The sequence below is a fragment of the Bacillus carboniphilus genome, from assembly GCF_039522365.1.
Classification (GTDB): Bacteria; Bacillota; Bacilli; order Bacillales; family JC228; genus Bacillus_BF; species Bacillus_BF carboniphilus.
On record NZ_BAAADJ010000058.1, the window covers coordinates 58571 to 78174 of the forward strand.

At 38.0% G+C, this 19604-nt stretch carries 18 protein-coding genes; 7 read left to right on the top strand and 11 right to left on the bottom strand.

Going from position 1 to position 19604, the window contains the following annotated elements; genetic code table 11:
* Positions 1–263: 263 nt before the first annotated feature.
* Entirely contained in the window at positions 264–704 is a 441-nt protein-coding gene (locus tag ABDZ91_RS17155; protein ID WP_343801559.1) for an SRPBCC family protein, read from the bottom strand.
* Positions 705–933: 229 nt separating this feature from the next.
* Between ABDZ91_RS17155 and ABDZ91_RS17160 the strand changes: the two genes are divergently transcribed.
* Positions 934–1446, top strand: a complete 513-nt coding sequence (locus ABDZ91_RS17160) for a DUF3231 family protein (protein ID WP_343801610.1) — start codon at positions 934–936, stop codon at positions 1444–1446.
* Between the two features lie 58 nt (positions 1447–1504).
* Here ABDZ91_RS17160 and ABDZ91_RS17165 read toward each other — a convergent pair whose 3' ends face one another.
* Together ABDZ91_RS17165 and ABDZ91_RS17170 are read right to left on the bottom strand one after the other, a co-directional pair.
* The gene (locus tag ABDZ91_RS17165; protein WP_343801562.1) at positions 1505–2518 is read right to left on the bottom strand and encodes a L,D-transpeptidase; all 1014 of its coding nucleotides are present in this window, start codon (positions 2516–2518) and stop codon (positions 1505–1507) included.
* 104 nt (positions 2519–2622) lie between these two features.
* Positions 2623–3429: a UTP--glucose-1-phosphate uridylyltransferase gene (locus ABDZ91_RS17170; protein WP_343801565.1), complete on the bottom strand. Its 807-nt coding sequence runs from the start codon at positions 3427–3429 to the stop codon at positions 2623–2625.
* A 213-nt stretch (positions 3430–3642) separates the two neighbouring features.
* Between ABDZ91_RS17170 and ABDZ91_RS17175 the strand changes: the two genes are divergently transcribed.
* From ABDZ91_RS17175 to ABDZ91_RS17185, 3 genes are read left to right on the top strand one after another with little or no spacing between them, the layout of a single operon-like run.
* Positions 3643–4932 carry a UDP-glucose dehydrogenase family protein gene (locus tag ABDZ91_RS17175; RefSeq protein WP_343801568.1) on the top strand — a complete coding sequence of 430 codons (1290 nt, stop codon included), beginning with the start codon at positions 3643–3645 and terminating at the stop codon, positions 4930–4932.
* Positions 4929–5888 (top strand): NAD-dependent epimerase/dehydratase family protein, encoded by a 960-nt coding sequence (locus ABDZ91_RS17180; RefSeq protein WP_343801571.1) that lies wholly within the window; start codon positions 4929–4931, stop codon positions 5886–5888. Before ABDZ91_RS17175 ends, ABDZ91_RS17180 begins: the two co-directional genes overlap by 4 nt.
* Positions 5885–7099, top strand: coding sequence for a glycosyltransferase family 4 protein (locus ABDZ91_RS17185; protein ID WP_343801574.1), 1215 nt, complete (start codon positions 5885–5887; stop codon positions 7097–7099). Before ABDZ91_RS17180 ends, ABDZ91_RS17185 begins: the two co-directional genes overlap by 4 nt.
* A 117-nt stretch (positions 7100–7216) precedes the next feature.
* Here ABDZ91_RS17185 and ABDZ91_RS17190 read toward each other — a convergent pair whose 3' ends face one another.
* The 4 genes from ABDZ91_RS17190 to ABDZ91_RS17205 form a co-directional block, all read right to left on the bottom strand.
* Entirely contained in the window at positions 7217–7441 is a 225-nt protein-coding gene (locus tag ABDZ91_RS17190) for a hypothetical protein (protein ID WP_343801577.1), read from the bottom strand.
* Between the two features lie 69 nt (positions 7442–7510).
* On the bottom strand, positions 7511–8191 hold the full coding sequence (locus ABDZ91_RS17195; RefSeq protein WP_343801580.1) for a hypothetical protein: 681 nt from the start codon (positions 8189–8191) through the stop codon (positions 7511–7513).
* A complete protein-coding gene (locus tag ABDZ91_RS17200) occupies positions 8184–9251 on the bottom strand; it encodes a CotS family spore coat protein (protein ID WP_343801613.1) in 1068 nt (355 codons plus the stop codon). Before ABDZ91_RS17200 ends, ABDZ91_RS17195 begins: the two co-directional genes overlap by 8 nt.
* 46 nt (positions 9252–9297) lie before the next feature.
* Positions 9298–10437 (bottom strand): glycosyltransferase family 4 protein, encoded by a 1140-nt coding sequence (locus tag ABDZ91_RS17205; protein ID WP_343801583.1) that lies wholly within the window; start codon positions 10435–10437, stop codon positions 9298–9300.
* 232 nt (positions 10438–10669) lie between these two features.
* Here ABDZ91_RS17205 and cotI point away from each other — a divergent pair, with 232 nt between their 5' ends.
* Positions 10670–11731: a spore coat kinase CotI gene (cotI, locus tag ABDZ91_RS17210; protein ID WP_343801586.1), complete on the top strand. Its 1062-nt coding sequence runs from the start codon at positions 10670–10672 to the stop codon at positions 11729–11731.
* 41 nt (positions 11732–11772) lie between these two features.
* Here cotI and ABDZ91_RS17215 read toward each other — a convergent pair whose 3' ends face one another.
* The 3 genes from ABDZ91_RS17215 to ABDZ91_RS17225 all read right to left on the bottom strand — a co-directional run bounded on the left by ABDZ91_RS17215 (position 11773) and on the right by ABDZ91_RS17225 (position 14049).
* Positions 11773–12495, bottom strand: a complete 723-nt coding sequence (locus ABDZ91_RS17215) for an amino acid ABC transporter ATP-binding protein (RefSeq protein ID WP_343801589.1) — start codon at positions 12493–12495, stop codon at positions 11773–11775.
* 1 nt (position 12496) lies between these two features.
* Positions 12497–13159: an amino acid ABC transporter permease gene (locus ABDZ91_RS17220; protein WP_343801592.1), complete on the bottom strand. Its 663-nt coding sequence runs from the start codon at positions 13157–13159 to the stop codon at positions 12497–12499.
* Positions 13160–13281: 122 nt separating this feature from the next.
* The gene (locus ABDZ91_RS17225) at positions 13282–14049 is read right to left on the bottom strand and encodes a transporter substrate-binding domain-containing protein (RefSeq protein ID WP_343801595.1); all 768 of its coding nucleotides are present in this window, start codon (positions 14047–14049) and stop codon (positions 13282–13284) included.
* A gap of 684 nt (positions 14050–14733) precedes the next feature.
* Between ABDZ91_RS17225 and ABDZ91_RS17230 the strand changes: the two genes are divergently transcribed.
* Together ABDZ91_RS17230 and ABDZ91_RS17235 are read left to right on the top strand one after the other, a co-directional pair.
* Positions 14734–16290, top strand: coding sequence for an ABC-F family ATP-binding cassette domain-containing protein (locus tag ABDZ91_RS17230; protein WP_343801598.1), 1557 nt, complete (start codon positions 14734–14736; stop codon positions 16288–16290).
* A 508-nt stretch (positions 16291–16798) separates the two neighbouring features.
* Complete coding sequence (locus ABDZ91_RS17235) at positions 16799–18175, top strand: hypothetical protein (RefSeq protein ID WP_343801601.1); 1377 nt, start codon at positions 16799–16801, stop codon at positions 18173–18175.
* Between the two features lie 9 nt (positions 18176–18184).
* Here the strand turns inward: ABDZ91_RS17235 and ABDZ91_RS17240 are convergent, their stop codons facing one another.
* The gene (locus ABDZ91_RS17240; protein WP_343801604.1) at positions 18185–19453 is read right to left on the bottom strand and encodes a SpoIID/LytB domain-containing protein; all 1269 of its coding nucleotides are present in this window, start codon (positions 19451–19453) and stop codon (positions 18185–18187) included.
* Positions 19454–19604 lie beyond the last annotated feature (151 nt).

Below are 19604 nucleotides of genomic sequence, written 5' to 3' on the forward strand. Positions count from 1 at the left end.
ACCCTAAAGCCGGCACTTTCATTAAAATGGCAAAATATGTTAGATCGAAGTGGACAGGAGATCCGTTATTTACCCAAAAATCTGTGTTTTCAAGAGGTTTGCGGACAGAGGTTCCGTTATTTCACTAAATTAAGGCGAAAATGTCCTTAAAATGGTCAAATAGAGGAACGACTGTCCGTTTAAACCTTGATAAGCAGCATTTTCAATTATATAACGGAACCTGTGTCCGGATAAGAGAAAGGTGTGGTAGCTAACTCTATACTCTATTCCCTAACACCTTCTATATACTTCTTGAAGCTCTCTAGATTTTCAACATCTTCTTTTTTTAGAATCTTAGTCATAACAGGCTTTGTTAACAAGTTACGTAAGCCTTTCGTTTTCACCTTACTCGTCAATTGGACTCTTGTCCCTTGTCCCGTTTGTTCAAAAATATAGTCCTGCACAATAACAAGTCCACTTGGTTCATTTTTGACCACTAGTTGCTTAGACGGATTATAGGTTAGGATTTCTAACGTTGCATACGCCTTAAACCCTCGAATGAGCCTTGTCTCTTTAAATTTCGTTCCTACTTCGATAGGCCCATCTGTTATCTTTGCCATTTCCTCAACATGGTCAAATATATCCGGATATTGTAAAAAGTTACTCACTGCTGAAAATACCTCATCAATAGGCTTGTTTATCTCAATTGTATTAGAAAAGGACATCTTATTGTTCCTCCATTTTATTATTTCCTTATTACATTCTACATAACGCAGGAGTATTATGGATAAAAAATTAACATAAAGTTTGGCCGGGGACAAACTCTATACACTTTTTCCGTATTACCCATTTTCCGACAGGGATATAGTACCGTTAATTGAAGAAAATATAGTTGTCTCATTCTGTTTTAGAAAGGAGACTTAAATGAAACTTAAACGTATAGGGAGTGTTCTAATGGGCGTATTAAGTGGAAATCCACAAAATGAACCTTTGCATTATGGTGAAGTATTTGCAGTTTGGGGATATCTTTCAGTAACTAAGGGAAATATTGCTGGTTATCAAGTGTTAAGTAATCATACTGGTGACGAGGATTTGAAGAAACTACTTGAAGATTCTATCCAAGATATGAAACGCGAAGAAGAAAAACTAGAAGAAATTTTAAAAGTGAATGGAATTGCTCTACCACCTGCTCCTCCAGAGCGTCCGTATGCTACCATTGAAAGCATACCAGCGGGAGCACGCATCAATGACCCAGAGGTTAGCGCAAAAGTATCTGCTGATATCGCTGCTGGACTCATTGCTTGTAGCCAAGCGATTGGGCAGTCAGTTCGTGAGGATATTGCTATGATGTTTGGTCAATTCCATATGACAAAAGCGCAGTATGGGGCAAAATTATTACGTTTAAATAAAGAAAAAGGTTGGTTAATCCCACCTCCATTACATGTTGGTACACCTGAAGATTGTTAATAGGAAAAGGCCATCTTTAATGCGGTGGCCTTTTTTAAGTAGTGGATCTTTTCAATTCCTAACCTGACCAATGATAAACCTTACTGTTATCTGTTTCCCATGTTTGATCCGCTTGATTATAAATCATCTCAGTATTTTGTAAATAGATATCAGTCTTATCGCTTAAATCAGCTTGAACATCCATATCAGAACTTATCTCAACCTCCGTAAATAAAGGCACAATAGAATACAGTTCTTTAATTTCTTCATTTAGCATGCGAATACACCCATTCGATACATTCTCTCCAATTTTTTCCGGGCTATTGGTACCATGTATAGCAATTTGAGAAATTCCTAACGCTCTTTTCCCGTATGGACTTTCTTCGAGTGGAGTAACATGACTGTTTGGATTCATGATTTTTTGATTAATGGTATGAATTCCTTCCGGGGTACTACCTAAGTGGCCAAGAGCAACTGTGTATTTCCTTAAAATAGTTTTATCCGCTACAAGGTACAATTCATTAGAATTCTTCAAAACCAATATACGCAGAGGCTCAAAGTGAATATCATTCACTCCTTCTACGTTTACATTGGGGTATAAGGCTTCTGAAATTAGTTGCTTTAATTGATTTTCTTTCATCTGCTTATTGTTTATTTTTTTCGGTTCATACACCCAACCTCCTTTATTAGTGAAGTGTTGTGAAACTTGGTTAGAGAGAGTATGTGGTTCCTTTGGTATAGAAGAGATAATGTTATGTGGGAATGGTTGAGTTAATGCAGTTAAATCATTGGGCATAAAACCATTTTTTTTAGTGTAGTGATAAATAGCACTTCTTAATACAGTCGTTACTTCCCAAAGTGTATCCGTAGTCTGTACCGACTGCTCTTGTGCTAACTGAGGCTGGTCTCGGTGGATGCTTATATCTGAAACATACAGTTCGCTATACATTTTTTTTGGTTCTTCCTGAACAGTATCATTTGGCCATAATAAAAAAAATCCCACTGTCGCAGTAATAATTCCTAATATATAAAAAATAGATAGTAATAAAATGATATCTTTTTTCTCAAATGAGGATTTCACTTTCTTGTCCACATTGCTCCCCCTATGACTCACTCACTTGGTCCTACTAAAAGGCCCTCATAAAAAGTCTATGAAGAGAAAGAAAATATAGTACATCTTGATTAGAAGATGTACTATTAACTAACATTGTGTAGATTGTTGATTAGCTGTACATATTCATCTATATTTCCGATGTCATAACGGTCACCATCAATGATTCGACCGAATACATTTTTGTCACCGATTAGTTCCTTAATAGCATCAGTCAGTTGGTATTCTTCATCTTTACCCGGGGCAATTTTTTCTAAAAAAGAAAAAATTTCAGGTGTAAAGATATAACGGCCAACTACCGCTAAATTTGATGGGGGATTTTCTTGAGGCTTTTCCACAATATCACCAATCTTTATGGTTTCATTCCCGATGAGTTGCCCTTTAATTACACCATATTTCTTGAGGAATTCTGACGGTACCTTCTTTAATCCTATTACACTCCCACCGGTTTGGTTGTAAACGTTAACTAATTGCTGTAAAGCTGGTGTGCGTTTGGCTACGACAATGTCATCAGGTAAAAGAACGGCAACAGGATCACCTTGAGCAAATTGTTTACCAAGAAGAACAGCATCCCCAAGCCCCTTTGCGTAGGGTTGTCTAGTGTAGTGAATTTGTATTTTAGGAAATTCTAATTCCTCTAATAAATATTTCTTGTTTTTTCTTGCTAGGAAGGCCTCTAATTCTAATGAATGATCAAAGTAATCAACAATTATATTCTTTGCTCGAGAGACAACCATTAAGATTTCTTCAATTCCTGAGTTCATGGCTTCTTCAACAATATACTGAATAGCGGGTTTCTCTCCGATTGGAAACATTTCCTTAGGTATAACCTTTGTAATCGGAAGACATCTTGTTCCGTACCCAGCTGCTGGAATTATTGCTTTTTTGATCACTACGCCTCTCTCCTTTAGCTTGTTTGTCATATTCTATTCAAGAAAGGGTGGGGAGATAGTCATTCATACAAAAACGGGCGCCTAAATCACTCCTTATGTGCATGCAGACAGTCCACTTATCTCTTGTTTGGCTTCTTTTGGTGTAATCAGTCACAAACCAAGCACCCCCACTAATACTATGTATAAGCTAAGGTCTTTGGAAGGTGATTTGGAATGGATGTATGTGTAATTGGAGCTGGTTACGTAGGTCTAACGACATCAGCTGTTTTAGCTGATTTAGGCCATGATGTAACTTGTGTTGATAAAAATAAAGATAGAATCGAAATATTAAATAGAGGAATATGTCCGATTTACGAACCAGGATTGGAGGAGTTAATACAAAAGAATCGAAGTCGTCTTACGTTTAGTGATGGAGTTGGTGAAGCTATTCGCCAAAACTCGGTCATTTATATTTGTGTTGGTACCCCCCCAATGCCCGATGGTAGTACCAACTTGTCTTATATCCTCTCGGTAATTGATGACTTAGCCACGTATATACAATCGCCGAAAACAATTGTAACGAAAAGTACAGTTCCACTTGGCACCAACGAGATGATTGGAGAACTATTAACCCAAAAGGGAGTAGATCGAAAACAATTCAATCTCGTGTCAAACCCAGAATTCTTGCGTGAAGGAACAGCAGTCTACGACATGTTCAATCCAGATAAAACAGTGGTCGGTCTTGAAGACGGTGATTCTGAATCTCTCCAAGTAATGAAAGCTCTTTATGACGGCATTGAAAGCCCTTTTGTTGTAACCACGTTAAATGATGCTGAGCTTATTAAATTCTCTGCGAATGCCTTTTTAGCTACTAAAATATCATTTATTAACGAGATTGCTCGGATATGTGACCGTTCTAATGCGGATATTACAACTGTTGCGTCCACAATTGGTCTTGATCCGCGAATCGGCCGACATTTTCTGCAGGCAGGACTTGGCTATGGGGGTTCTTGTTTCCCTAAGGATTTGAGCTCTCTTATTCACTCAGCAACAAATAAAGGGATTAAACCGGCCATACTAGAAGCTGCCCAATATGTGAATGATACACAGCTTGATTATTATATAGAGAAGATTAAGGAAAACTTAGAGGATTTATCTTCAAAGAAAGTCGCGGTATTAGGTATTGCCTTTAAACCTGACACAGATGATATTCGTTCTTCAAGGTCTGTACTACTTATTGAAAAATTAGAAGAACTAGGCTTAGATGTGGTAGCATTTGATCCCAAGGCTAAGCTTCCACCAGAAACATTGCAAAGAACCACTCAAGTTGATTCTATTAACGGTGCAACGAAGGATGCGGACTGTATAGTCATAGCCACCGACTGGCCAGTTTTTAAGTCGCTTGATTGGAAAGAAGTTAAGAAAGAAATGAAAGGAACTCTAATCGTCGATGGGAGAAACTGTATTGACCCATCAGAGGTTCGAAAACATGGATTACTTTACGTAGGAGTGGGTCGAATATGAAGGTATTAGTAACAGGTGCCGCCGGTTTTATAGGTTCCCACCTTTGCGAACGTCTATTAAAGCGATCGGAGCTTGAGGTTATTGGGATTGATGATTATATCGGACCAACCCCCTTTCTATTAAAACAAAAGAACTTAGAAGGCATGGAAGCTCATCCCCGCTTCCATTTTATACACGGAAACCTACTAACTCTTCCACTGAAAACTCTTTTACAAGATGTTGATGTAATCTATCATTTAGCTGCCATTCCCGGTGTCCGGTCTAGCTGGGGAAAAGACTTTGAACCTTATGTGTCCAACAATATTATGGCTACTCAGAAATTATTAGAGGTTTGCAAGGGTGCAAAAAGGCTCAAAAGATTTATTTACGCTTCTACATCCTCCATATATGGAGAAAGAGATGGAAAGGTATCTGAGGATCTAGCTCCAATGCCCCTCTCTCCATATGGCGTAACCAAGCTTTCAGGTGAACATTTATGTCATGTATATAAAGAAAGCTTTCATATCCCCATTATTGTATTAAGGTACTTTACTGTCTATGGACCAAGACAACGTCCAGATATGGCTTTTCATATTTTTATTAGACAAATGTTATTGGGAGAACCCATAACTATATTTGGTGACGGTACTCAATCCAGAGACTTCACCTTTATTACTGATTGTGTAAAGGGCACTGAGGCAGCTATGAATGCAGATGGATTGGTCGGAGAAACCATTAACATCGGAGGTAAAGAGCGGGCTTCTGTGCTTGAAATTCTTTCTTTACTTGAAGAAATTTCAGGAATCACGGTTCAGAAAAATTTCCTTGACAAAGTGAATGGGGAACCTAAGCATACATGGGCAGACATATCCAAAGCCAATGAACTGCTTCACTATTCTCCAAATGTAACACTAAAAGAAGGGCTCAGAGAAGCTTTCCAATATTTCACCACTCTTTATAGGAGTGAAAATAAATGAGGATTGCCATTATTTGTACTGAAAAACTGCCCTCCCCGGCAGTAAAAGGAGGAGCTATCCAAATGATGATAGATGGAATAGCTCCTTATTTGAATGAAGAGTATGAGCTAACCATTTTCTCAATTACGGACCCTACTTTACCAGAAATGGAAGTTTCGAATGGAATTACGTATAGACGATTCTCGAGAGTTGGATACCGCCATTCTGTTGCCGATGAATTAAGGAATAACGAGTTTGATTTGATTCATGTATGTAACAGACCCAAAAATGTACGACTATACAAAAATGCTAGTCCTTCCAGTCATATTATTTTAAGTGTTCATAATGAAATGTTCTCTAGCTCTAAACTTTCTGATGAAGAAGGTACAGAAGTAGTTGAGCAAGTTTCTGCCATAACAACGGTTAGTCAGTTTATTAAAAATACAATTGTGGAACGTTTTCCAAAAGCAGAAGAAAAAACGCATGTTGTATTCTCTGGTGTAGATATAAATCAATATAAACCAGCCTGGACTCCTGAAGGTAAGATTATCAGATTAGAAACACGAGAAAAATTTGGTATCCCTGAACATGCTAAGGTAATTTTATTTATTGGCCGTCTAAGCCCTTCCAAAGGACCCCATATTTTGATTAACGCCATGAAAGATATCGTAAAAAAACATCCTGATTCAGTCCTCGTCATTGTTGGTGGAAAGTGGTTTAGTGATAATGGTAAGAATCGGTACGTACGATTCTTGCATGAACAGGCAAAGGAATTAGAGCCGCACATTCTCTTCACTAATTACATTCCTTCAGATGAGATCCAAAAAATGTTTATCATGGGTGACATATTTGTTTGCAGTTCTCAGTGGAATGAACCCCTAGCTCGTGTTCATTATGAAGCTATGGCTGCTGGTGTTCCAATTGTTACGACAGATCGCGGAGGAAATGCGGAAGTTATAAGAGATGAAGAGAATGGAGTGCTTATAAGAGACTATAAGAATGCGGAAGAATTTGCTCGTATTATTACTGAAATGTTGGAGTACCCTGGATTCGGTCGATGGCTCGCTCGGAATGGCCGTATTTGTGCAGAGGAACAGTTTGACTTTAGTCATGTTGCCGATCGTTATAGAGCTATCTACCAACTTGTGCTGGAGAGAGAATCGGTTCATATAGAAGAACAAATGCACCAGCACACTCGTAATCCCCAACAGGCACAAGACGAGATTCACTGAAGGTGTTTAAATTCCTAAAGCGGATCAAATGCGCAAGCGGCGCACTTGTTAACTGAAATAATAAAGAAAGGACCCTTTTATCTTTTAAAAGGGTCCTTTCGTTTAGATTTTTACCATTTAATCTTCGTCTTCAGCATCGTCCTCATCGTCTTCTTCTACACCAGTAATATAACTAAATCCTGTGCCATCAACGTATTCAACTTTCACATCAAGCTCTTCTACTTCTCCACGTTTAATAGCTTTTACTAACGCCTTTACTGCTTCTTCAACTGATAGTCCCTGAGATAATGAAAAACCACTGTTAAAATCCATCTTTATTTTGGCTTTCCTCACTTCTGCCATGTGGAATCCCTCCTATCTTTTACCCTATCAGTATATGAGGAATGCCTAGTTTGGCTCTGGTATAAATACCTATTTTTTCTTTTTACCTTTTTTCTTCTTATCTTTTCTATCCTTCTTATCCTTCTTATCCTTTTTATCTAATTTCTTCGACTTTTTCTCCAGCTTCTTTTCTAACTTCTTTTTTTCCTTTTTCTTTTCTTTTTTCTCTTTCTTCTTTTCGGACATAATTTCCTTATCCTTTTTATCTTTCTTTTCTTTTGCTTTTACACTAGTAGCCATCCACGGTGGTTTTGGTGGACTCACTTCTACTTTCACAATGGATGACTCACTTTCTACCAATTCTTCATTATCTTGAACAGATCCCACAGATTCCACAGATTCCACCGATTCAACGGATTCAACGGATTCTACTGAAGATTCATCTTCTTCCTGTAAAACTGTATGCACAACCACTTCTTCAATTGGTTCCTCAACCATTGTATCCTTCAACGATTGATTACTTTCGGTAACAAGCGGTTTTTTCAGTTGAATGATTTCTTGACCTTCTTCACCCGCTGGAAGTACGGTTAATTCTAGATTATTTAATTCTACTAAGTTTCCTTTGACTGTTGTTTCATCTAGTACAAGTTGATCTGGGTTATCTAATAGCCCTTCATATTCAGTAAAACTCCAACCCATTGGACCAGGTGGAGAGAAGGTGAAGTTCTCTATTTCAAGTTTTGGGATTTTAAATGCTTCATTTCTATCCATTTTTCTTCCCTCCACTGTTCTTCTTAATTTCACTAACAATATCAGAGAAGTTTTGCATGAACTCTTCTTTGGATTCTTCTACGGCAATAATGTTTTGTAATGCCCAGATATATTTTTCGTCTGACCATGATGTCTTCTGACCTAAATAATATTTATGAGCGATAGAGCAGAACAAATGAGGAAAAGATACATCTGTCCAGAGAACACGATAATTATCCTCTGTCAGTGGATTGATTGCGTCATAGGATTGTAGCATATGAATGACTAGATCATGGTCCCAAACAGACATTTTCTTCATAACCTTATTTAAAATAATTCGGATATCTCTTACTGGTAAATCATATGTGACTGAATGCAACTCTTTCATAAACGCTTCACTATTGAATTCTACTAATCTGGCAAAAGTGAAGTCTTGTTGACAAAAGCTTTTTTCGTCAATCACCTGTTTGACCCAATCTGTGTAAAAAGGTTTATCTAAATCTATTAACGCCTGCTTTCCTCTTTCCAACATATTATCTACATGCGCTAAAAACATAACTGAGAATGCATCCCCAGGAAATGATTGAGCAATTTGCTTATTTCCTTCTAGTTCTTGAAGCTTCCATCGGTAAAGCTTGTGCCACTTCCCTAATCGGCCTCGTGGTTTTCCACCTTCTATTGCATTAAATCCTTTGGATGCCTGCTGAAATTTCGCTGCGAATTCTAGGGCAAGTCGGAGTTGGTCTACATTATAGTAAATCATTTCTTGACCTTCTACTTTATCGTAAAGGACATAGGCATAATCGCCAGCACCGATACAATATCCCCCAGAATTCGTTTGGTGAAGAGTTGTAATCGGTAAACCATTTTGCTGTAAATGTAAATGTGAATCAGCAATGAACAGCATGCGACTTGGTTTCATCTCAGCCTGTTTTAATATTTTTGTTCCTGCGTCCGTTTCAACCTCCCAAATCGTTCGCCCACTTCGACTACTTTTTAATCGAATGTTTTGAATAGTAAAAGGATAATGTTCTAGTACCTTCTCAAGGTGACCTTGACTTAGGTCCGTCTCTCCATCCATTTCTGTCCGACTCTCATTCTTCTGTTTATCTTCCAATGGTTCTCCCTCACTTTCCTAATGCTTCTTGATACACCCTCGTTAGATTAGAGGCTACATGCTCCCAGCTAAAGCCATTTTCTACCTTAGAACGTCCCGCTTTCCCCAATTTGATTCTTCTACTTTCACTTGCTAACAATGCAGTAATTGGGTCTACATACGCATCTGGATTATCAAAATCCTGGATAATGTAACCATTTACTCCTTCATCAATAACCTCAGGGTTTCCTCCACGGTTACTGGTGATCATTGGTAAGCCAGCAGCCATTGCTTCATAGTGAACACGCGCTAACGGTTCCTGCCACTGGGAGGAACAGACAAGTAAATCTGACATGGCGTATAACGCTGGAATGTCCTTTGGCTTTACGAATTTTATGAATGTTACATGATCTTTCATCATGGCACCTAGAGTATATAGGTGTTTAACATAGTTATTTAGGTTATCGTCACCAAACCACTTTGATCCGACAATCACCATCATAATATTTGGATCTTTTTCAACCATTTTAGGTAGAGCTTGCAGTAAAATGTGAGGACCTTTTACTTTACTTAGTCGACCTACAAATAACGCAATTTTTTTATTTTCTAACCCAAGTTCTTTCCTTGCTTGATCTCGCAACTTTTTCCCAACAGACGTCCACGCGGGATGATATTGATTTAAATCGACACCTGAATAAACTGTACTTGTTTTCGCCTTTGCCTGAGGAAACCTGGATGTAATGGTCTTACCAATAAAATCACTTACTGTTACTATCCTAGAAACCGAATCTATACATGCTTGCCCTTCAGCATCACTCAATTTTTCATAGGCAAACATTTCATTATGAACACTCAATACAAATTTTGTATTAGGCACAACCTTGACTAAGGATTGGATCCAATTAGGGCGGTTACAAAGATGAACCACATCGTAGTGTTCTGTTTGTAAATGTTCTTTAATCTTTTGAATATACTCCCCTTCAGGGAATCGAACATATTTAACCCCATTTTTATTTTCCGTATTATTTAAGTCAGGGTCTGTAATTGAAATGACCGTCACATCATGGTTGGATGCAATGACAGATGCGACTGAGTCTAGATAAATTTGGATAGCTCCTCCACGAATGGCGGGAACAGGCAATTTTTCAGTTGCTATTAAAGCAATTTTCATACACAACCTCCATTCTCACACTCAAAATATGGGAGTTTGTACCCCCTTAATCTTATGTTACGAAGTCTACGTCCACATTGTGCTTGCCTGATTAAACTTTCGGTCATTTCTATAAAAAATGAGAAAATACCCCAATTTTCATTTTTGCCCTATTTGGATAAGCAAATAGGGACTTTTCCCATACATTAGTAAGAGAAGTTAATTTTAGGAAGGTGATTTTGTGGAGGAAAAAATGAAGAATACCTCTGTTGAGGAGGAAGTATCGGAGATTGTATTAACGCCTGCTGAGGAACAAAAGTTAATAGTTTTGGCTGAAACCATTATTCAATCATGGGAATTCGATGTTATCAATATTGAAGTTATACAGGGTCTACAAATGGCACTTGTATGGAAAATTCATACTTCTGAAGGACCTATCTGTTTAAAAAGAATTCATCGCCCTGAAAAGAAAGCTCTTTTTTCCATTAACGCTCAAAACTACCTAGCTAAAAAAGGAGCTAGAGTTCCAGGGATCATCCCTAACAAAAACAATCAACTATATACAAAATTTGGACCGTTTCTATTTGTTGTTTATGAATGGATTGAAGGTCGACCATTCGAACTAACGAACGATGCAGATTTACAAATGATTATGAAGGGGTTAGCAGAGTTCCATACTTCTTCTGTGGGATACCATCCCCCACCAGGAGTTCCAGTGTTTACAAAATTAGGACGTTGGCCAAACCATAATATTAAACGTTATCAGCAAATGGACACTTGGAAAAAGCTCGCTATGAAAGAGCCAGATGATCCTTTCTCTCAAGCATATTTAAGTTCCATTGACCCGTTTATTGAGGAAGCGAAGGATACACTAAAGAGACTTCTAGAATCTGAATATAATCATTGGGTTACAGAGGTTAAGAAACAACCTAATCTTTGTCACCAAGACTATGGGACTGGGAACTCTCTCTTAGGTCCAGATAATGAAATTTGGGTCATTGATTTAGATACGGTTTCCTTTGACCTTCCGATTCGTGACTTGCGGAAGATGATTATCCCACTATTAGATACGACTGGAGTATGGGATGAAGCCAGATTTAATCTTATGTTAGATTCTTATGAGTCTGTTGCTCCTCTTACAAATGAGCAAAAGAAAGTGATGTTTATTGATATGCTTTTCCCATACGAACTCTACGATATTATTAGAGAAAGATATGTAAGGAAGACGCCACTGTTAGTAACAGAGCTAGAGGAAGCTTTTGAGTATGAGAGAATTAAGTCGAAGGCATTGAATGAGTTAATTGCGAAATACTAAAAAAAGATTGCAGGATTGTATAGACATCCTGCAATCTTTTTTTATAGAACTTTACTCAAAAATTCCTCGGTTCTCGGATTTTGAGGATTGGAGAAAATTTGCTCAGGGTCTCCTTCTTCCATAATAATCCCTTCATCCATAAAGATAACGCGGTCACCCACTTCTCTTGCAAAACCCATCTCATGTGTCACAACCACCATCGTCATACCCTCTTGTGCCAGATCCTTCATGACCTGAAGAACATCCCCTACTAATTCTGGATCCAGAGCAGAAGTTGGTTCATCGAACAACATGACTTTAGGGTTCATCGCAAGAGCCCTGGCAATTGCTACTCGTTGTTTTTGTCCTCCAGAAAGACTTTCCGGGTACACATTCGCTTTATCTGATAACCCTACCTTATCTAAAAGTGGATGTGCTGCTTTTTCAGCCTCTTCCTTAGTCATGCCCTTTACCTTAATAGGGCCAAGAGTAATATTATCTAATACCGTCATATGAGGAAATAAATTAAAGTGTTGGAACACCATCCCCACTCTAGAACGGACAGAGTTAATATCTATTTTTGGATCGGTTAATTGATCACCATCAATTTCAATTTCACCAGAGGTTACCTCTTCTAATAAATTCAAACATCTGAGAAACGTACTTTTGCCAGACCCTGAAGGACCAATGACACACACTACTTCTTGCTCAGCTACATTTGCATTAATGCCTTTTAATACTTCTAAACTACCGAATGATTTATGCAAATTTTGGACTGTAATCATATTAAACATCCAACTTCCTTTCTAATCTTCTTAAGTAGATGGCTGTTGGGATCGTAATTGCTAGGTAGAATAAGCACACCATAATAAGTGTTTGGAATTGTGAGAAGTTCACGTTATAGTATTGTTTCCCCATATATAGAACTTCTCCAACTGCGATAACGGAAAATAGCGAGGTATCTTTTAAACTTATTACAAATTGATTTCCAAGAGGTGGAATCATTCGTTTAAAAGCTTGTGGCCAAATAATATAGCGCATGGTTTGTCTTCTTGAAAGACCTAAAGAACGCCCAGCCTCATGCTGTCCCTTGTCCACAGACTCTACAGCACCTCTAACGATTTCAGCAATATAGGCACCCGCATTAACAGCAATCGCACTAATGGCTGCTGTTAGTTTATCAATGTTAAAGCCAATAATATCTTCTGATAAACCATAATAGATAAATAAAACCTGTACTAAAATAGGAGTTCCTCGAATCACTTCTACATAAACGGAACTTATACCACGGAAGAATTTATTTTTTGATATCCTTCCCAACCCCGTAATAGCTCCAATAATAAAACCAAGAAATAGACCTATAAATGTGATAAGTAAAGTCCACACAATTCCTTCAAATAGAAACGGTAAACTTTTTATATAATGTGATTGCATTATGGCATCAATCATGCAACTCTCCCCTTAACGTTATATCATTTAATAGATTACTGGTTAGAAGGCAAAAAAGCGTAACAAGCATATGTTCCTTGTTACGCTTGGCTGCTTTATCCTGATGAGTGACTCATTGATCTTTATTGTGGTGGTTCTGTTCCAAAGTATTCCTTATAGATTTCATTGTATGTGCCATTTTCTTTTAGAGTAGCTAAGGCCTCATTCACATCGTCTACAAGATCAGACCCCTTCTTAAAGGCAATTCCATATGGTTGACCCTCAAAGACCTCACCGGCAGTTTCTAATTCATCGTTCCCATTTTCTTTAATATAATAAAGAACATTTGGTAGGTCATAAAGGGCCGCATCTAACCTTCCACTCTGAACGTCCATATATGCATTTATGATTTCAGGATAAGCTTCAACTTCAGCATCCGTATAATTTACCAAATAATCCTGGCTCGTCGTTCCTTGTTTTGTCCCAATTTTCTTCCCATCAACATCTTCAATGGACTTGATGTCACTTCCCTTTGGAACCATCAGGATTAAACCAGAGTCATAGTAAGCGTCTGAGAAATCGATGGTTTCTTTTCTTTCCTCTGTAATGGAGATACCAGCAATTGCGATTGGATACCGGCCAGACTGCATACCCGCAATCAACCCATCAAACTCCATCGATTCAAATTCAACATTGAATCCAGCTTCCTCAGCTATAGCCTTCATTAAGTCAATATCGAAGCCGACCATTTCACCATTTTCATCTTTATATTCAAATGGTTTAAAGTTGGCATCAGTGGCGACTGTGTAGGTCTCCAATCCATTATCACCACTTGTACTAGCAGTTCCACAGGCAGATAAAATTAACACAGTTGAGATAATTGATAAAAATAAGATCCAACGTTTTTTCATCTAATCATATTCCCCTTTCATTTTTAACCAAAATTCTTGCATCCAATAAATAACGTGTTCATAAAGTAATTCGTGCGGATTCCAAAACGAGAGAGTGTATAGAAATGTGTAAATGTGAGATAAAAAGTTTTTTATTAAGTGGATGTAAAACTGGGGGAAAACAACAGTGAAATAAAAAGGAATTTTGAAAGTTTTCCTTACTCGAAAAAACCCCAAATAGTGATGTAATAGGTAGAAAAAAAAAGAATTTATTATGTAAAAACTAGCATTCCCTCTCTCCAACACAAATTTTTAATCTTTAAATGATGTCTAAGTCATATGTATTTCCTCCCTTATATAAAAGGTTAGTTGATTCTGAAACTCCCTTCAAATGCTCTCAGCAGCCATAACTCCTAATATTTATGAATATAGACTCCTGAGACGGGAAATTATTACCTTTTCCATACAAATACGGTAATTTGCTCCAAAAAACTAACCAATTTGGCAGAATATTTTTTATTATGTAAATACTTACCCCCTACAAACTACCTATAAACCCCAAATTTTAGCATTTTATGAAAAAGTGAAATTGTAAGCAACAACTTCTACTTCTTACTTCAAAAATTTTACTAGACAAATGAGAGTGTTTTTGCTGTACAATTTGTGGAGAGTCATTTAATCGATAATAGAAAAAGGTGCAAATCAATGAGTATCTTACATGTCAAAAATTTAAGTCATGGATTTGGTGACCGTGCCATCTTCGAAGATGTATCTTTCCGTTTATTAAAGGGAGAGCACATTGGTCTGATCGGAGCGAACGGTGAAGGTAAATCCACATTTATGAATATTATTACAGGTAAATTAGAGCCTGACGAAGGTAAAGTAGAATGGTCAAAAAATGTTCGTGTTGGTTATTTAGATCAACATACCGTTCTACAGCAAGGCTTAACCATTCGAGATGTATTAAAAACAGCCTTCCAATATTTATTTGATTTGGAAGCTGAAATGAATGGAATGTACGAGAAAATGGGAGATTGTACTCCTGAAGAGTTAGAAAAGCTTCTTGAAGAGGTTGGAACGCTTCAAGATATGCTGACCAACAATGATTTTTATGTCATTGATGCAAAGGTAGAAGAAATAGCAAGAGGTCTCGGTCTGGATGACATTGGGCTTGAACGTGATGTCCATGACCTAAGTGGAGGACAACGGACGAAAGTTTTACTGGCTAAGTTGTTATTAGAAAAGCCGGAAATTCTTTTACTGGACGAGCCGACCAACTATTTAGATGAAAAGCATATCGAGTGGTTGAAGAGATACCTCCAAGAGTACGAAAATGCATTTATTCTTATTTCACACGATATCCCATTTTTAAATAGTGTCATCAATTTGATTTATCATATGGAAAACCAAGAATTAAATCGCTATGTGGGTGATTATGATAATTTCTTACAGGTATATGAAGTTAAAAAGCAACAGCTAGAAGCAGCCTTCAAAAAGCAGCAACAAGAAATTTCAGAGCTTAAAGATTTCGTTGCAAGAAACAAGGCTCGTGTTTCTACACGAAATATGGCCATGTCGCGTCAGAAAAAGCTTGATAAGATGGATGTTATTGAACTCGCTCAAGAAAGACCTAAACCAGAATTTAATTTTAAAGAATCCCGAGCTTCTGGAAAGTTAATTTTTGAAGCGAAGGATTTAGTGATTGGATATGATTCTCCTCTATCCAAACCATTGAACTTGCGCATGGAAAGAGGACAAAAGGTTGCCTTAATGGGAGCTAATGGTATTGGTAAGACTACCTTACTACGTAGCATCCTAGGTGAGATTAAACCTATATCTGGCCAGGTTGAGCGTGGAGAATACTTGCATATTGGTTACTTTGAGCAGGAAATGAAGAAAACGAATAACAATTCGTGTATTGATGAAGTTTGGAATGAGTTCCCACACTATACCCAATATGAAGTGCGTGCTGCTTTAGCGAAGTGTGGTTTAACCACGAAGCATATTGAAAGTAAAGTGGATGTGTTGAGTGGGGGAGAAAAAGCGAAGGTTCGTTTATGTAAATTGATCAATAACGAGTCTAATCTCCTTGTGCTTGATGAGCCGACGAACCACTTAGATGTGGACGCTAAGGAAGAGTTAAAGCGTGCCCTAAAGGCCTATAAAGGTAGCATCCTCCTTATCAGCCATGAGCCTGAGTTCTATCAGGATATTGCTACGGATGTATGGAATTGTGAGTCCTGGACAACGAAAGTGTTTTAATAAATAGAGATTAGCCTCCGGATCGTTGGTGATTCGGGGGTTTTTTGTGGTTACTGGCTGGTTCGCGGATTCATATAGTGGTCTAACGGAAACTTTCGGCTGGCTATTGGAAAACTTTGGTCGCCTATCAGAAATTTCCCGTCTTCTATCAGAAATCTTCGGCCGCCTATCGGAAATTTCCCGCCTTCTATCAGAATTCTTCAGCTGCCTATCGGAAATTTCCCGCCTTCTATCAGAATTCTTCAGCTGCCTATCGGAAATTTCCCGCCTTCTATCAGAATTCTTCAGCCGCCTATCGGAAATTTCCCGCCCTCTATCAGAAAACCCTTGCCGTCTATCGGAAACTTCCTCCACTTGGATCCCCAGAACAACCGACCATTCATTAACAAAAAGACCCGGTTATTGGTTCAGTGGGACAGCAAACCTGTCCCCGCGTCCCATTCAGTGTTATAATATATGTAAGCAGATGTTTTGGTTTTAAAAATTACTTTTTAAATGGGGGACCTACATGACTCATAATCAATGTATTACTGTCCAACACAAAAAGAAATCTATTGAACTAACGATCCATCGCATGGCTATGTTTCACGCCATAAAGGTGATTGAAGCTTATGATGAAAACCATAATTGCTATTTGCTATACTTTTATAAAAATCAATATCTAACCTATAAAAAGACACCATCTATTTCTCTAATCTCTCGTCTTCAAATGATATTCACCAAGGGAATTATGATACACGCACCTCATCCACTCATTCACGAACAAGTCGGAAATACCCGCTATGCTCCTTTTTACAGTTTTAATCAATTACTACCTAAGCTTGAAAGTCAATACACCCAACAGGAAACTGCTTTCATCTTCTCCTTCTTTGACAATTATATCTCCAAAGAAAAATTAGTCGCTCTTTTTAAAAAGCACTACAATCAATTCAGAAGAGATGGGCAATTTTTCAAAGCTTACCAATTACTCCGCACTTGCTTAGACTTTGCCCCTGAAAATACATGGGCCCAAGATATGTCACATAATCTACAATACCACTCTTATGAAAAGCTTTATGATGCTGCCGGTGCCTCGCTGTTATCGAAAGACCCTTTATTTGCTGAGATTCAATTATTCCAAAATAGACAAGATCGAGACTCCTTTATCCAACTCCAAGATAAACTGTCAACTGATTCTAGATGGGTCGATCAAATTGGTCTTTATATAGATCAGGTTAATACTGCAAACCAACAAACATTTCTCTCTCTTCTATCCTCACACCTATCGGAAGAAGCTACTGCCAAAGTTTTAAGGGAGCTTCTAAAAAAGGAGCATTTGCCCTTAGTTCAAGATACACTATTTAACATCCTACTAAACCTAAGGCAATATGAGGAAGCAATCAATACAATGGCCATTCCACATGCTAAACTGTCTGACTCTCAATTTCTCCAGATTCAAGACATTTTCGAAAATCAAGAGTTAGACTCAAATAAATTACACACCCAAAACTTCAATCAAATACTGGTCCATCAAACGGATTCTCGAAAGTTAGAAAAGATGCTACGTCTATGTGTCCCTTTGCTTTTCCAAAAACATGAATTTTCCTATATCGACGAATGGTTAGAGCCATTAAGAGAACGACAACTCTCTCTTCCAACGCTACAAAAGATAAATCTTATGAAAGAATTAAAAGACGATCCTGAAAGACAGCTACTCCTTGGGGAACTTTACTACGAATTTAAACAATATGAGCTGGCCATTGATTGCTTTAGCTTCGATATGGAATTAAGGCCTACAAGCGCTGAACCTATTCAATGGTTAGCCAAATCGTACCGGGATATGGGTAAGTTGGAAGAAGCCACCTCCTATCAGAACGTGTTATCCATGATGCAAAAAAGAGCATAACAAAAAAGCCTACCCCGGTAGGCTTTTTACTTTTTCTATCTGTGTAATTTTAGTTCCTGGAAAATAAAAATCGATAATTTCTTGATAGGTCTTCCCGCTCTTTCCCATAACACTGGCACCCCACTGACTCATTCCTACGCCATGACCATACCCTCTACCTCTCATAATATACTCACTCCCGTTGGATTCTAATGTGTCAATGAAGTAGCTTTTAAAAAGATTCCCACCAATCATTGGTCGTATACGATTAAGGTCTTCATTCTCAAGTTCGACTTGCTCATATAGAACCGTTCCACCTATAGGTTGGTATAAAAATTCAATGGTTATGGAACCTTTTACTGAACGTTTTGATTCTAATTGTTCATCCGATACCTCAAACTGGGGGATTGTCACAATTTTACTGTCACCAGGGTACCCATGTCTCTTCAGCCATTTTTTTATCGTTTGGGCTATTTCTTTATCCTGCTCAACCGCACCCTCCCACCACTTAGGGTCTTCTAATTCAATCTCTTCAGGAGAAATTTGTGTACGGTTCAATCTGAATTCCCATGGATTAACAGGGTCATAGGGGTCTTTTTTTATAGGAAAACAAGAAATAGGTTTTCCTCCCCATACATGAGCATTATTTTCTGTATATCCGCCGTTACTTGCAGAGTAAAAGGCATCAATTAGTTTCCCTTCGTATGTAATGACCTCTCCCTGCGTTTCCTCCACAGCCTTTGTAGTGTTTTCAAACCACGAATACCCTCCATATACTTGATACTGTATCGTATCGTCCATATCCTTATGCATTTGGGATACGGCATATGTTCTGGCTGCTAAGGCTTGAGCTTTTAAAGTCTCAATGCTCCAAGTGGGGTACACTTCAAATGGGACAACTCCCTTTAAGTAATCCTCTAAAGGAAGCTGGTTTACAGGGCGAATGACATCTTGTCCTTCGACTAAAAATTCCATTGCCCCTAAATATGGGTGGTTATTGATATAGATTTGATGCTCTTGGTCATATCTTTCAGGTATTAAAATGAGGGAGCCATTGATCCTATATTTTTCTTCTTTCCCATGAATCCATAGTGTGCCACTTTTTGTTGAAAAAGTGTATGTCATACCTTCCTTCAATGTGAAGGCAGGGTCCAATGTTCTATATTTTCCCTTTAAGGTTACATGTAGTTCAGTTGGATCCCCAATATAGTTTTTTAACTTAACGGTTACCAGCTCTTCTGCACTTGTTTTAGTCGAAAACATAAAAAATACAATGATTAAAAAAAGGTATCTTTTCATATTCATATCCTCCTGAAACCTATGACTATGATTAGATTACCCAATGAATCGAGTAGGAGGGGGTGACTAACCCCCGACCTCTCACACCACCGTACGTACCGTTCGGTATACGGCGGTTCAACTATGATTGACGTAAAAATTCATATCGTTC

What these genes read in the sequence shown, in the direction of transcription:
- ABDZ91_RS17235 (WP_343801601.1), top strand. Translation starts at nt 16,799, where the DNA reads ATGACTCATAATCAATGTATTACTGTCCAACACAAAAAGAAATCTATT.
- ABDZ91_RS17240 (WP_343801604.1), bottom strand. Translation starts at nt 19,453, where the DNA reads ATGAAAAGATACCTTTTTTTAATCATTGTATTTTTTATGTTTTCGACT.
- ABDZ91_RS17160 (WP_343801610.1), top strand. Translation starts at nt 934, where the DNA reads ATGGGCGTATTAAGTGGAAATCCACAAAATGAACCTTTGCATTATGGT.
- ABDZ91_RS17220 (WP_343801592.1), bottom strand. Translation starts at nt 13,159, where the DNA reads ATGATTGATGCCATAATGCAATCACATTATATAAAAAGTTTACCGTTT.
- ABDZ91_RS17205 (WP_343801583.1), bottom strand. Translation starts at nt 10,437, where the DNA reads ATGAAAATTGCTTTAATAGCAACTGAAAAATTGCCTGTTCCCGCCATT.
- ABDZ91_RS17230 (WP_343801598.1), top strand. Translation starts at nt 14,734, where the DNA reads ATGAGTATCTTACATGTCAAAAATTTAAGTCATGGATTTGGTGACCGT.
- ABDZ91_RS17180 (WP_343801571.1), top strand. Translation starts at nt 4,929, where the DNA reads ATGAAGGTATTAGTAACAGGTGCCGCCGGTTTTATAGGTTCCCACCTT.
- ABDZ91_RS17195 (WP_343801580.1), bottom strand. Translation starts at nt 8,191, where the DNA reads ATGGATAGAAATGAAGCATTTAAAATCCCAAAACTTGAAATAGAGAAC.
- ABDZ91_RS17225 (WP_343801595.1), bottom strand. Translation starts at nt 14,049, where the DNA reads ATGAAAAAACGTTGGATCTTATTTTTATCAATTATCTCAACTGTGTTA.
- ABDZ91_RS17215 (WP_343801589.1), bottom strand. Translation starts at nt 12,495, where the DNA reads ATGATTACAGTCCAAAATTTGCATAAATCATTCGGTAGTTTAGAAGTA.
- cotI (WP_343801586.1), top strand. Translation starts at nt 10,670, where the DNA reads ATGAAGAATACCTCTGTTGAGGAGGAAGTATCGGAGATTGTATTAACG.
- ABDZ91_RS17185 (WP_343801574.1), top strand. Translation starts at nt 5,885, where the DNA reads ATGAGGATTGCCATTATTTGTACTGAAAAACTGCCCTCCCCGGCAGTA.
- ABDZ91_RS17175 (WP_343801568.1), top strand. Translation starts at nt 3,643, where the DNA reads ATGGATGTATGTGTAATTGGAGCTGGTTACGTAGGTCTAACGACATCA.
- ABDZ91_RS17155 (WP_343801559.1), bottom strand. Translation starts at nt 704, where the DNA reads ATGTCCTTTTCTAATACAATTGAGATAAACAAGCCTATTGATGAGGTA.
- ABDZ91_RS17190 (WP_343801577.1), bottom strand. Translation starts at nt 7,441, where the DNA reads ATGGCAGAAGTGAGGAAAGCCAAAATAAAGATGGATTTTAACAGTGGT.
- ABDZ91_RS17200 (WP_343801613.1), bottom strand. Translation starts at nt 9,251, where the DNA reads ATGGATGGAGAGACGGACCTAAGTCAAGGTCACCTTGAGAAGGTACTA.